The 12530-nt window shown below is 73.1% G+C and carries 11 protein-coding genes; 3 read left to right on the top strand and 8 right to left on the bottom strand.

What is annotated here, in order from left to right:
- Positions 1-140: 140 nt before the first annotated feature.
- The 5 genes from ppdK to ACFU7Z_RS02065 all read right to left on the bottom strand — a co-directional run bounded on the left by ppdK (position 141) and on the right by ACFU7Z_RS02065 (position 7472).
- Complete coding sequence (gene ppdK, locus ACFU7Z_RS02085; RefSeq protein WP_074000751.1) at positions 141-2849, bottom strand: pyruvate, phosphate dikinase; 2709 nt, start codon at positions 2847-2849, stop codon at positions 141-143.
- A gap of 564 nt (positions 2850-3413) precedes the next feature.
- Positions 3414-4595: a tRNA dihydrouridine synthase DusB gene (gene dusB, locus ACFU7Z_RS02080; protein WP_049650222.1), complete on the bottom strand. Its 1182-nt coding sequence runs from the start codon at positions 4593-4595 to the stop codon at positions 3414-3416.
- A gap of 200 nt (positions 4596-4795) precedes the next feature.
- Positions 4796-5620, bottom strand: a complete 825-nt coding sequence (locus tag ACFU7Z_RS02075; protein ID WP_074000750.1) for a DUF4097 family beta strand repeat-containing protein — start codon at positions 5618-5620, stop codon at positions 4796-4798.
- Between the two features lie 2 nt (positions 5621-5622).
- Complete coding sequence (locus ACFU7Z_RS02070) at positions 5623-6270, bottom strand: response regulator transcription factor (protein ID WP_074000749.1); 648 nt, start codon at positions 6268-6270, stop codon at positions 5623-5625.
- Entirely contained in the window at positions 6258-7472 is a 1215-nt protein-coding gene (locus ACFU7Z_RS02065) for a sensor histidine kinase (RefSeq protein ID WP_117487700.1), read from the bottom strand. The genes ACFU7Z_RS02070 and ACFU7Z_RS02065 overlap by 13 nt, the downstream gene beginning before the upstream one ends.
- Positions 7473-7607: 135 nt before the next feature.
- Here ACFU7Z_RS02065 and ACFU7Z_RS02060 point away from each other — a divergent pair, with 135 nt between their 5' ends.
- On the top strand, positions 7608-8183 hold the full coding sequence (locus tag ACFU7Z_RS02060; protein WP_117487701.1) for a hypothetical protein: 576 nt from the start codon (positions 7608-7610) through the stop codon (positions 8181-8183).
- The gene (locus ACFU7Z_RS02055) at positions 8180-8569 is read left to right on the top strand and encodes a hypothetical protein (protein WP_049657058.1); all 390 of its coding nucleotides are present in this window, start codon (positions 8180-8182) and stop codon (positions 8567-8569) included. The genes ACFU7Z_RS02060 and ACFU7Z_RS02055 overlap by 4 nt, the downstream gene beginning before the upstream one ends.
- A gap of 43 nt (positions 8570-8612) precedes the next feature.
- On the opposite strand, the gene ACFU7Z_RS02050 is transcribed toward ACFU7Z_RS02055, so the two are convergent.
- Entirely contained in the window at positions 8613-9491 is an 879-nt protein-coding gene (locus tag ACFU7Z_RS02050; RefSeq protein ID WP_074000746.1) for a helix-turn-helix transcriptional regulator, read from the bottom strand.
- A gap of 111 nt (positions 9492-9602) precedes the next feature.
- On the opposite strand from ACFU7Z_RS02050, the gene ACFU7Z_RS02045 reads away from it, so the two are divergent.
- Positions 9603-11132 carry an MFS transporter gene (locus tag ACFU7Z_RS02045; protein WP_380775335.1) on the top strand — a complete coding sequence of 510 codons (1530 nt, stop codon included), beginning with the start codon at positions 9603-9605 and terminating at the stop codon, positions 11130-11132.
- 124 nt (positions 11133-11256) lie between these two features.
- Here the strand turns inward: ACFU7Z_RS02045 and ACFU7Z_RS02040 are convergent, their stop codons facing one another.
- Together ACFU7Z_RS02040 and ACFU7Z_RS02035 are read right to left on the bottom strand one after the other, a co-directional pair.
- Positions 11257-12060, bottom strand: coding sequence for an alpha/beta fold hydrolase (locus ACFU7Z_RS02040; protein ID WP_380775333.1), 804 nt, complete (start codon positions 12058-12060; stop codon positions 11257-11259).
- A 61-nt stretch (positions 12061-12121) separates the two neighbouring features.
- Positions 12122-12493, bottom strand: coding sequence for a MerR family transcriptional regulator (locus ACFU7Z_RS02035; protein WP_117487704.1), 372 nt, complete (start codon positions 12491-12493; stop codon positions 12122-12124).
- Positions 12494-12530 lie beyond the last annotated feature (37 nt).

The following is a 12530-nucleotide window of genomic DNA, read 5'->3' as shown; positions in this document are numbered from 1 at the left end:
GGAACGGACGCCGTTGTCCGTTCCCGCCCGGCCGTGTCACGTACGCCGGTTCTCCTGCGCCGAGCTCCGGTGTACGCCCTCCCGACGGGAGGGGAAGCGGTCAGTCGTGCCCGCGCGTGAGGTGGGGATGCCTACCCTCCTCAGCGCGAGTCGCTGCCCGCCGTCTCGATGGCGGCGCGGCCTGCCTCCAGGCGCGCCACCGGGATCCGGAAGGGGGAGCAGGAGACGTAGTCCAGCCCCACCTCGTGGAAGAAGTGGACCGAGTCCGGGTCGCCGCCGTGCTCGCCGCAGACGCCGAGCTTGAGGTCGGGGCGGGTGGCCCGGCCGGCCTCGACGGCGTGCTTGACCAGCGAGCCGACGCCGTCGCGGTCGATGGTCTCGAACGGGGAGACCCCGAAGATGCCCTTCTCCAGGTAGGCGGTGAAGAACGAGGCTTCCACGTCGTCCCGGGAGAAGCCCCAGACCGTCTGGGTCAGGTCATTGGTGCCGAAGGAGAAGAACTCGGCGGCCTCGGCGATCTGCCCGGCGGTCACCGCGGCGCGCGGCAGCTCGATCATGGTGCCGAGCTTGATGTCCAGCTTGACGCCGGTGGTCCGGGCGACCTCGGCGAGCACCCGCTCGCACTCGTCGCGGACCAGCTCCAGCTCCTGGACGGTGCCGACCAGCGGGATCATCACCTCGGGGCGCGGGTCCCCGCCGGCCAGCCGGCGCTCGGCGGCGGCCTCGGCGATGGCCCGGACCTGCATGCCGAACAGGCCAGGGATGACCAGGCCGAGGCGGACGCCGCGCAGGCCGAGCATCGGGTTCTGCTCGTGCAGCTTGTGCACCGCCTGGAGCAGGCGCAGGTCGTTCTCGTTCGGGTCCTTGCGGGCCTCGGCGAGGGCGACGCGCACCGACAGCTCGGTGATGTCCGGCAGGAACTCGTGCAGCGGCGGGTCGAGCAGCCGGACGGTGACCGGCAGGCCGTCCATCGCCTGGAAGAGCTCCAGGAAGTCGCCCTTCTGCAGCGGCAGCAGGGTGGAGAGGGCGAGCTCGCGGTCCTTGTCGTTGTCCGCCAGGATCAGGTGCTCGACCTCCTTGCGGCGCTCCTCGCCGAGGAACATGTGCTCGGTGCGGCACAGGCCGATGCCCTGGGCGCCGTAGCGGCGGGCGCGCCCGCCGTCCTCGGCGTTGTCGGCGTTGGCGCGCACCGCGAGGCGGCGGCGGCCGTCGGCGTGCGACATCAGCCGGTGCACGGCCTGGACGAGGCCGCCCTGGACGTCGGCGCCGGCGTGCAGGGTGCCCTCGAAGTACTCCACCACCGCGGAGGGGAGCACGGGCACCTCGCCGAGGTAGACCTTGCCGGTCGCGCCGTCGATCGAGACGACGTCGCCCTCCTCCAGCACCAGGCCGTCGGCGGTGGTCATCCGGCGGCGCTTGGTGTCGACCTCCAGCTCCTCGGCGCCGCAGACGCAGGTCTTGCCCATGCCGCGGGCGACGACGGCGGCGTGCGAGGTCTTGCCGCCGCGCGAGGTGAGGATGCCCTCGGCGGCGATCATGCCGTCCAGGTCGTCCGGGTTGGTCTCGCGGCGGACCAGGATGACCTTCTCGCCGGAGCGCGACCACTTCACCGCGGTGTAGGAGTCGAAGACGATCTTGCCGATCGCGGCGCCGGGCGAGGCCGCGAGGCCCCTGGCGATCTGCTTCGACTCGGAGTCGGGGGCGAAGCGCGGGAACATCAGCTGCGAGAGCTGGCCGCCGGTGACCCGCATCAGGGCCTCGTCCAGGTCGATCAGGCCCTGGTCGACCAGCTGGACGGCGATCCGGAAGGCGGCCGCGGCGGTGCGCTTGCCGACCCGGGTCTGGAGCATCCAGAGCTTGCCGCGCTCGATGGTGAACTCGATGTCGCAGAGGTCGCGGTAGTGGTTCTCGAGCGTCTGCATGATCGCCATCAGCTCGTCGTACGACTTCTTGTCGAGCTTCTCCAGCTCGGACAGCTGCAGCGTGTTGCGGATGCCGGCGACGACGTCCTCGCCCTGGGCGTTGGACAGGTAGTCGCCGTAGACGCCCTGGGTGCCGGTGGAGGGGTCGCGGGTGAAGGCGACGCCGGTGCCGGAGTCCTCGCCGAGGTTGCCGAAGACCATGCTGCAGACGTTGACCGCGGTGCCCAGGTCGTTCGGGATGCGCTCCTGGCGGCGGTACAGCCGGGCGCGGTCGCCGTTCCAGGAGTGGAAGACGGCGTGGATCGCGAGGTCCATCTGCTCGCGCGGGTCCTGCGGGAAGGCCCGGCCGGTCTCGCGCTCGACGATGCCCTTGAACACCTCGACCAGCGTCTTGAGGTCGGCGGCGTCCAGGTCCAGGTCGTTGACGGTGCCCTTGGCGTGCTTGGCCTCGTCCAGGGCCTCCTCGAACAGCTCGCCGTCGACGCCCAGCACGGTCTTGCCGAACATCTGGACCAGGCGGCGGTAGGAGTCCCAGGCGAAGCGCTCGTTGCCGGACTGGGCGACGAGGCCGGCCACCGAGGCGTCGGAGAGACCGATGTTGAGGACGGTGTCCATCATGCCGGGCATGGAGAACTTCGCGCCGGAGCGGACCGAGACCAGGAGGGGGTTGTCGGCCTGGCCGAGCTTCTTGCCCATCTCCTGCTCGAGGGCGTCCAGGTGGGCGCTGATCTCCTCGTGCAGGGAGGACGGCTCGCTGCCGGTCTCCAGGAAGACCTTGCAGGCCTCGGTGGTGATGGTGAACCCCGGAGGGACGGGGAGGCCCAGGTTGGTCATCTCGGCCAGGTTCGCGCCCTTGCCGCCAAGAAGATCCTTGAGGTCCTTGTTTCCTTCGGTGAAGGAGTAAACAAACTTCTGCTGGGACGGCACGGGTCGGTCTCCTCGTACGCGGTTGCCCTGACGCCGGAGAACATACCCATTTCGAAGGCACTTCTCTGCCCTGAATAGGCCACCCGAGGCTGGTACCCAGCGGTAACCCGCTAGATCGAAAGCACATAAAGGCGTTCACCTCTGTTGGTGAAATCGTCCGCCTGACGCGAGCAAGCATTCAACTCTTGAAGGCATGCACACGCGAAGATCGTGCGATCCGGACGCACCGTAGCGACCGCGGGTCCATGGCGTTGCCCCGGCTTGATTTCCTGCACCCGGATCGCCCGATCACCGGTCGACCGACTTCGGGAAGCGATTCACAGCCGACCTGTCCATTTCGTCCACTGACCGGCCGTCAGCCCCCGCCACGTGTGGCAAGCGTCACCAGAGCGTCTCACCGGTCGAACGTAGAGCGCCTGCGCCGATCGTCGCACTGCGTCCAGAAACGTGCCCGCTCCGTGATGATCGGACGCCGAAAAGGAGCCCTCTTGTCCAGGATGGACAAGAGGGCTGGGACCAGGTGGCCATCGACCCGAACGGGTCATTTTCGCCAGGTCGTACAGATCATCCGCCGGAGGTGTCCGATTCGGCGTCAGCACCCGGGCGGGCGCAGTCGTACGGATCGTCCAACCAGCCCTCCGGCAGGACCACCCGGTTGTTGCCGCTGGTCCGACCGCGCGGGCCGTCCGCACCGTCCGGCCAGCCCTGGGACTGCTCCACCTGGGCGAGGGTTTCGGCCAGTTCGGCCAGCGAGGAGGAGCCGGCCAGCCGCACCCGCAGCTCGGAGCCGACCGAGAAGCCCTTGGTGTACCAGGCGACGTGCTTGCGGAAGTCGATCACGCCGCGCGCCTCGTCGCCCAGCCACTCGCCGAGCAGCTGCGCGTGCCGCACCATCGCCGCGGCCACGTAGCCGAAGTCGGGGCGGGCGTAGTCCACGTCGCCCTCGAAGATCGCGACCAGGTCCTTGAACAGCCACGGCCGGCCCAGGCAGCCGCGGCCCACCACCACGCCGTCGCAGCCGGTCTCGCGCATCATCCGCAGCGCGTCGTCGGCCGACCAGATGTCCCCGTTGCCCAGCACCGGGATGTGCGCCGGGACGGACTCGCGCAGCCGGGCGATCGCCGACCAGTCGGCCGTGCCGCCGTAGTGCTGGGCGGCGGTGCGCCCGTGCAGGGCGATCGCGGCCACCCCCTCCTCGGCGCCGATCCGGCCGGCGTCCAGGTAGGTGAGGTGGTCGTCGTCGATGCCCTTGCGCATCTTCATGGTCACCGGCAGGTCGCCCGCGTTGGCGACGGCCTCGCGCAGGATCTCGCGCAGCAGGTTGCGCTTGTACGGCAGCGCCGAGCCGCCGCCCTTGCGGGTGACCTTGGGGACGGGGCAGCCGAAGTTGAGGTCGATGTGGTCGGCCAGGCCCTCCTCGGAGATCATCCGGGCGGCCTTGCCGACGGTCACCGGGTCCACCCCGTACAGCTGGATGGAGCGCGGCTTCTCGCTCGGGTCGAACTTGATCAGCTGCATGGTCTTGGCGTTGCGCTCGACCAGCGCCCGGGTGGTGATCATCTCCGAGACGTACAGCCCCTTGCCGCCGCTCTGCTCGCGGCACAGGGTGCGGAACGGCGCGTTGGTGATGCCGGCCATCGGCGCCAGCACGACGGGCGGCCACACCTGGATCGGGCCGATGTCGAGCGGCGCGAACTCGGTGCCGGACGCGGTGCCGGACGCGGTGGGTGCGGGCGTGACTGTCATGCGCGGCTGACCTCGGGTGGTGGGGACGGGACTCTCCATTGTCCCCCACCCGGGTGAGCGGCCTCCGCCCGCGCCGGGGCTCCCCCGCTACGGGGCGCCTCGGCCACCGGCCGCCTCCCCTTACCGGCTACCTCCGCTACCGGCCACCTCCTCTGCCGGCCACCTCCGCTACCGGACGCCTCCGGAACGGGCCGCCTCCGCTACGGGGCCGGCGAGGCCGACGGAGCCGCCGGGGCGGTGGGCGCCGACGAGGCCGGCGCCGGAGCGATGGAGATCGACCCGGAGGTGACCGCGGCGTGCACCCGGTTCGGGCTCGCCGAGTCCGCCAGCCCCGGGTCGATCCGGCCGTTGCCGCTGCCGACCTCGCTGGAGACGGCGTACCGGCTGTCCTTCGGCAGGCTCATCTCCACCGAGCCGGAGGTGGCCGTGGCGTCCACCTCGCGCGGAGCCCTCGCGAAGCTCAGCTGCACCGAGCCAGAGGTGAGCTGCGCCGTCAACCGCGGGGCGCTCAGGTTGGTGCCCTGCACCAGACCGGAGGTGGCGTGCACCGTCACGTTCCCGGAGGTGTCGGACAGCAGCAGCTGGCCGGAGGTCAGGTCCAGCCTCACGTCCCCGCTCAGGCCCTCCACCTGGACGGAGCCGGAGGTCACCGAGCCGGACACCTCGGTCGCGGCCGGCACCTCCAGCTCGATCTCGGCACCGCAGCCGAGGTCCACGAACGGCAGGATCAGCCGGCAGTGCATCCCGACCGTGAGCACGCCCTTGTCGAAGACGGCGGACACCACCGGCTTGCGCACCAGCCAGTCCAGGCTCTGCCGGACCACCACGTGGCCCTCCCGTCCGGCCCGCACCCGGACCGACGCGGGGCCGGTCTCCAGCTGGACCCGGTGGATCTCCTCGTCGTACGGCCGACTGCTGCTGGTGCGCTGCTGCACCGCCATCGACCAGGTCTGCAGTCCGGCACCGATCATGACCAGGACGATCACGAGCGTCCCGGTGGCCCGCCAGCCCTTCACCCCCTTCACCGCTACCCGACCTCCAGGAAGCGCAGCACCGCCATCACCCGGCGGTGGCTGTCCTCGGCCTGCGGCAGTTCGAGCTTGGTGAAGATCGAGTTGATGTGCTTGGCCACCGCGCTGTCGCTGACCACCAGCGAGCCGGCGATCGCCGCGTTGGAGCGGCCCTCCGCCATCAGGGCGAGCACGTCGCGCTCGCGCGGGGTCAGCTTCTCCACCGGGTCCCGGTGCCGGCGGCGCACCAGCAGCTGGGCGACCACCTCCGGGTCCAGCGCGGTGCCGCCCTCGGCGACCCGCTGGAGCGCGTCCACGAAGTCGTCGACGTTGGCGACCCGCTGCTTGAGCAGGTAGCCGACGCCGCTGGTGTTGGTCGCCAGCAGGTCCGCGGCGTAGCGCTCCTCCACGTACTGGGAGAGCAGCAGGACGGCGGTGTCCGGCCACTGCCGGCGGATCACCATCGCCGCCTTCACCCCCTCGTCGCTGAAGCCCGGGGGCATCCGGACGTCGGCCACCACCACCTTCGGGCGGTGCTCCTCGACGGCGGCCAGCAGTTCGGTGGCGTCCCCGACGGCGGCCACGACCTCGAAGCCCACCGCCTCCAGGACCTTGACCAGGCCGACCCTCAGCAGGACCGAGTCCTCGGCGATCACAGCGCGCACGGCAACTCCACGGTGATGGTGGTGGGGCCCCCGAGGGGGCTGAGAACGGACATCGTGCCGTCGACCGAGGCGGCGCGCTTGCGCAGACCGGTGAGCCCGGTGCCGCGCGAGGCGTCCGCGCCGCCCACGCCGTCGTCGCTGATGACCAGGCGCAGCCGGCCGCCGGTCGTCCGCACCGAGAGGTCGACCCGGCGGGCCCTGGCGTGCTTGGCCACGTTGGTGAGCGCCTCGGAGACGGTGAAGTAGGCGACCGCCTCGACGGTCGGGGCGATCTGCTCGGAGAGGTCGACGTCCAGGTGCACCGGCAACGGGGCCCGGGCGGCGATGCCGGACAGCGCCGCGTCCAGGCCGCGGTCCTCCAGGACGGCGGGGTGCAGGCCGCGGACCAGGTCGCGCAGCTCGTCGATGGCCGCCTGGGCCTCCTCGTGCGCGTCGATGATCACCTGCATCACCTCGGGCGGCACGTCCTTGAGGGTGCGCCGGGCCAGGCCCAGGTTCATCGCGAGGGAGGTGAGCCGCTGCTGGGCGCCGTCGTGCAGGTCGCGCTCGATCCGGCGGCGCTCGGCGTCCACCGCGTCGACCAGGCCGGCCCGGCTCTCGGCGATCTCCTCGACCCGCCGCTCCAGCGCCTCCGCCCGGTCCGGGCCGAGCAGCCGCCGGGCCACCCACACCTCCAGCCGGGCCAGCTGGGTGCCCGACAGCGGGAGCACCGCCAGCAGCAGCACCCCGCCGAGGGTGAGCAGGACGTCCTCCCCGGCCAGGCCGGTGCGCAGCGCGGTGCCCGCGGGCAGCAGCCAGATCCAGCCGTACACGGTGGCCAGCACCACGGCGGCCGCCCAGGCGTACAGCACCACCAGGGCGCCCGCCGCCAGCAGCGGGCCGGCCACCAGGTGGTGGAGGACCTGGCGCCAGGTCACCCCGAGCAGCCAGACCCGGCGCCCCGTCGGCGGGCGCAGCGGCGGCACCTCCACCCCGTACAGGGCGCGCAGCCGGCCGCGTTGGACGGCGGTCAGCGGGTGGGTGCAGAGCAGGACGGCGGCGAGCACCGGGAAGAGCAGCTTCGACTCGGTGACGGCCAGCCAGACCGGCAGCGCCACGGGTATCCCGGCGGCGGTGAAGCGGACGTCCCGCCAGACCTCGGGCGACCACGGGGGGCGCCGGAGGCTCCTGACGAACGCTCGGCGCAACGTGGTGGAGGGCATGGCCGACAGCGTAGGGCCCGGTGATCACGAGCCGCCATGAAGGGGGGTTCCCGATGGGGGTGTAGCTAGCTACACCCCCGATTCGGTGTGGAGCACCACCGACAGGAGGGGGGTCCGGGCGGAAGGCTTGAGGGCATGACGAGCACTGCATCGCACTCCGCCACTCCGCCGCACGGGCGGCCCGGCCCCGGGAGTGCCGCCGGAGCGGCGGCGGCCCAGGAGGCGCTGCCGGAGCGGGCGCTGCCGGCAGGAGCCCTGCCGGAGGAGACGCTGCAGGAAGGGGAGCTGCCGGAGGGCGCGCTGCCCGCCGGGGCCGGCCCCTGGTCGGTCCGCTGCGTCGCGTCCGGCCGCGGCCGCGCCGCACTGGAGCTGTACCAGTACGGGGAGTTGGCCGACGTCCTGGTCGCCGCCCGGCTCACCCCGCACCTGCTGCGCGGGGCCCGGCACTGCCCCTCCGCCGGGCGGAGCCGGCACGTGCTGGCCTGGGGCCGGCTGGCGGCCGACGGCACGGCGCCCGCGGTGGTGTTCACCGGGCGGCGGCCGTTCCGCCGGGTGTGCTCGACGGCCGAGGCGGTCACGGTGGCCGACCGGTTCTGGGTCGCCTGGGCCGAGGGGCCGTTCGACGCGGTGCGGGTCGAGCACACGGCGGGCGGGGCCGCCGAGCGGCTGCCGCTGGAGCGGGTCCGGGAGCGCGGCCGGGGTGCGGCGTGAGCGGCACCTTCGCCCTTGCCCTCGGCCCCGCCCGTTCGTCCGTCCTGCCCGCGCGCTTCGCCCAGGTCCCGGTCCTGGCCGCGGTCGCGCTGCTGCCCTGGCTGGCGGTCCTCGCCGTCTGCCACGAGACCCCGTGGGTCGTGCTCGACCTCACCGAGTTCGCCGCCCTGCTCTCGCTGGACGCGCTGCTGCGCCGCCGCAGCCCCGCCGCGCTGTGGGCGGGCGCGGCGGTGGCCCTGCTGCTCACCGGGGACGCGCTGGCCGACATCGCCTGCGCCGGGCCGGGCCACGCGGTGCTCGCCGCGCTGGTCATGGCCTCCTGCATAGAACTGCCGCTCGCCGTGGTGTGCCTGCGGCTCGGGCGGGACGCGGCGGTGCGGGGCTGAGGCACGTCGACGCCGCCCGTCCGACGCGAGCCCGAGGAACTCCCTAGGCCCCGGTGGGCAGGCGGTCCATCAACGCGCGGGTCTCGTCGTCCAGCGGGGTGTACGTGATCATCCGTGTCCCCAGCTGCGGGCTGAGCCAGAAGTTGGTGTACTCGCAGCGCAGCAGCCCGACGTCCGGCACCTGGAAGCGCTTGATCCCGTTGCCCGGCCGCATCACGTCGTGCCGCTGCCAGACCTCCGCGAAGTCCGGCGAGGCCTTGAGCAGCCGGGCCAGCAGCGCCTTCCAGGCCGGCTCCGAGCTGTGGTCGGCCATCGCCGAACGGAACCGGGCCACCATGCCGAGGCGCTCGGTGCGGTAGTCGATCAGCACCTCGCGGAACTGCGAGGGCGTGAACGCCATCCACATCAGGTTCCGGTCCTCGGGAGCCATCCGGTCGAGGTCGCCGACGACCGCGGTGTACTGGGCGTTGTACGCCAGCACCTGGTAGCGGGAGTTGAGCACCACGGCGGGGTACGGCGCCAGCCGCTCCAGCAGCAGCCGCACGCTCGGGGTCACCGAGGGGCACTCCTTCACCGGCGCCGGGTCGTCCGTGCCGGCCAGGGTGAACAGGTGGGCGCGCTCGCTCGGGTCCAGCAGCAGCGCCCGGGCCACCGCGTCCAGCACCTGGGCGGACACCTGGATGTCCCGCGCCTGCTCCAGCCACGTGTACCAGGTCACCCCGACCGCGGCGAGCTGGGCGACCTCCTCCCGGCGCAGCCCCGGTGTCCGGCGGCGGCCGGTCATCGGCAGGCCCACCTGCTCGGGCCCGAGGCGCTCGCGGCGGCTGCGCAGGAACGCGGCCAGCTCGTGCCGACGGGCTTCGCCGGGGGCGCTCCGGCGCTGTGCGGCGCTGTGCGCGGCGTCTTGCGCGGCGGGGGTCATCAGGCTCATGCTCCCCAGCATGCGCCAGCCGTAAGCCTGTTGCCAGGTACTTCTTATACCTGGATAACCACACTCTGGTACCAGGGTACGGCGCGGCGGATCGTAGGACCCGTGACCCAACCACTCACCGTCGCCCCCGCATCGAGCCGCGCCGCCACCACCCCGGGCAGCGCGGCCGCCCGTACCTCCGGCACCGGGCCGGCCGGCTCCACCGGTCCTACCGGTCCCGCCGGTCCCGCCACCGGCTCCACCGGTCCCGCCGCCACCCTCGGCACCGCCGGACTGGTCACCGTCCTGCTCGGCGCCTTCCTGCCGATGCTCGACTTCTTCATCGTCAACGTCGCCCTGCCCACCATCGACCACGACCTGGCCGCCGGACCCGCCGTCCTGGAACTGGTCGCCGCCGGCTACGGCATCGCCTTCGCCGTCCTGCTCGTCCTCGGCGGACGCCTCGGCGACAGCTACGGCCGCCGCCGGCTCTTCGTCATCGGCGCCGTCGCCTTCGCCCTCACCTCGCTGGCCTGCGGCCTCGCCCCCGGCGCGTGGTCCCTGGTCGCCGCCCGGGCCGCCCAGGGCGCCTCGGCCGCACTGCTGATCCCGCAGGTGCTCGGCACCATCACCGCCGCCACCGAGGGCGCCCGGCGCGGCCGCGCGCTCAGCGTCTACGGCGCCGTCGGCGGGATCTCGGTGGTGATCGGGCAGGTGCTCGGCGGGATGCTGGTCGCCGCCGACCTGTTCGGCACCGGCTGGCGCTCGGTGTTCCTGCTGAACGTGCCGTTCGCGCTGCTCGCCGTGGTGCTCGCGGTCCGCTACGTCCCGGAGAGCCGGTCCACCACGGCCGCCCGGGTCGACGTCCCCGGCACCGTCCTGCTCACCGCCACGCTGCTCTCCCTGCTCGTCCCGCTGATGGAGGGCCGGGCCGCCGGCTGGCCGCTCTGGTCCTGGGTGCTGCTGGCGCTGTTCCCCGTCTTCGCCGTCGCCTTCGGTGTCGTCGAGCGGCGCGCCGAGCGGCGCGGGGACACCCCGCTGGTGCCGCCGTCCCTGCTGCGCATCCCGGAGATGCGGCGCGGCCTCGGCATCGCGCTCCCCTACTTCGCGGGCTTCGGCGGCTTCATGTTCGTCATCGCGGTCGCCCTCCAGCAGGGCCTCAGGCTCGGCCCGGTCGCGGCCGGCTGGGCGCTCGTCCCGATGGCCGTCGGCTACTTCTCCGCCTCGCTCGCCGGCCCGCGGCTGATCGGCCGCTGGGGCAGCCGGGTGCTCAGCGCGGGCGCCGTCGTCCAGGCCGCCGGCCTCGCCACCCTCGCCCTGACCGTCCTGGCCGACTGGTCGCACTTCTCCCCGCTGCGGATGGCCCCGGGCGTCGCCCTCGCCGGCATCGGGCAGGGCCTGATCGGCACCCCGCTGTTCCGGGTCGTCCTCGCCAAGGTGCCCGCCGCCCGGGCCGGCGTCGGCAGCGGCGTCCTCGCCACCGGCCAGCAGTCCAGCCTCGCGCTCGGCGTCGCCACCCTCGGCACCCTCTACCTCTCCCTCTCCCCCGTCCTCGGCATGGACCGCGCGCTCGCCCTCTGCCTGGGCATCCAGCTCCTCGGGTCCTTCACCATCCTGTACCTGACCACCCGCCTGCCCCGCTCCATCGGCTGAGCCGTGGCTCCGGGGGCTCCGGGGGCCGGTTCACGGGTTCCGAGCTCCGGACTCCTGCGGCGGTGGACGGCCTCGCGACCGGTACGACCGGTCGCGGGGCCGTCGGTGTTCCCGGGGCCGGCCCTCAGCGCGGGAGCGCGTCGAGCCAGCGGCCGACCAGGGCGCGGACGGTGTCGGCGGCCTCGACCTGGGGGTTGTGGCCGACCCCGTCGAGGACGGCGGCGGCCATCCGGGGGTAGTGGTCGAGCAGGGCGAGCTGGTCGCGCCAGCCGACCAGGGCGTCCTGCCGGGTGGTGACCAGCAGGTGGCGGCCACGGTGCCGCGCGGCCCGGTGCTCGGGCCAGTGCGGCAGCAGGAAGTCGGCTTCGAGCTCGGCGGCGGCCGCCCGGTCGTGCGCCTCCCAGCCGGGCCGGACGTACCGCTGGAACAGCTCCCAACTCGGGCCGGTGTGGCGGGCCATGACGTACCGGAACAGGTCGCGGTCGGCCGCCGGGAGCCGGGCGAGGAGGTCCTCGTCGCGTTCGACCACAGACTCCTCCGGCAGGTCGCGGTCGGCACCCCAGCGCACCACCGGCACCAGCAGCGCCGAGCCCAGCACCTGCTCGCCGAAGCGCGCGGTCACCGCCCGGGCCAGCTGGCCGCCGAAGGACTGCCCGACCACGGCGAAGGGCCGCCCGCCGACCTGGGCCTCGATCCACTCGGAGAGCACCTCGGCCAGGGCGGCCGCCGAGGTCGGACCCGGCAGCCGGGGGCTGGCGCCGTGGCCGGGGAGGTCGACGTAGAGGCGCCGCCAGCCGGGGCGGTCGGCGAAGGCGGGTTCGAGCGGGAGCAGGACGCGGTGGTCGACGGTGTAGCCGTGGATCAGGACGATCGGGGTGCCGTCGCCGAAGGCGGTGTGGTGGATCGCGGGGGCGGTCGTGTCGGTCATGACGGCAGCGTCCAACCCTGACACCCGTGGCAAGGTCAAGCCGTCGAGTTCGGGTGGTGGATCAGGAGAGGCCCTTGACCACGTCCAGGTACTCCCGGATGGCGTCCCGGTTGCGCGTCAGGCACAGGATCCGGCGGGTCATCCGGTCCGTCTCGGACTCCAGGGTGGCGAGCATCTCCGGTGTGGCGTCGGCGAAGTGGATCGTCCGCGGGGCGTCCAGGGTGTCCAGGCAGGGCAGGATCTGCTTGATGATCCGGGTCGGCAGCCCCGCGTCCAGCAGCCCGCGGATCTGCAGCACCCGGTCCACGAGGTACTCGTCGTACGCGCGGTAGCCGTTCGCCTCACGGCGCGGTGTGATCAGCCCCTGCTGCTCGTAGTAGCGCAGCAGGCGCGGAGTGGTCTCCGCCCGCCGGGCGAGCTCGCCGATGCGCATGTGTGACCACCCTCACCCCGGGCCGGCGCCATCCCGG

The organism is Kitasatospora sp. NPDC057518 (genome assembly GCF_042802075.1).
Lineage (GTDB): Bacteria > Actinomycetota > Actinomycetes > Streptomycetales > Streptomycetaceae > Kitasatospora.
This window is presented reverse-complemented; position numbering and strand designations above follow the sequence as displayed.

Coding starts and splice junctions, on each gene's coding strand:
- ACFU7Z_RS02040 (WP_380775333.1), bottom strand. CDS start 12,060: ATGACCGACACGACCGCCCCCGCGATCCACCACACCGCCTTCGGCGAC.
- ACFU7Z_RS02060 (WP_117487701.1), top strand. CDS start 7,608: ATGACGAGCACTGCATCGCACTCCGCCACTCCGCCGCACGGGCGGCCC.
- dusB (WP_049650222.1), bottom strand. CDS start 4,595: ATGACAGTCACGCCCGCACCCACCGCGTCCGGCACCGCGTCCGGCACC.
- ACFU7Z_RS02050 (WP_074000746.1), bottom strand. CDS start 9,491: ATGACCCCCGCCGCGCAAGACGCCGCGCACAGCGCCGCACAGCGCCGG.
- ACFU7Z_RS02065 (WP_117487700.1), bottom strand. CDS start 7,472: ATGCCCTCCACCACGTTGCGCCGAGCGTTCGTCAGGAGCCTCCGGCGC.
- ACFU7Z_RS02035 (WP_117487704.1), bottom strand. CDS start 12,493: ATGCGCATCGGCGAGCTCGCCCGGCGGGCGGAGACCACTCCGCGCCTG.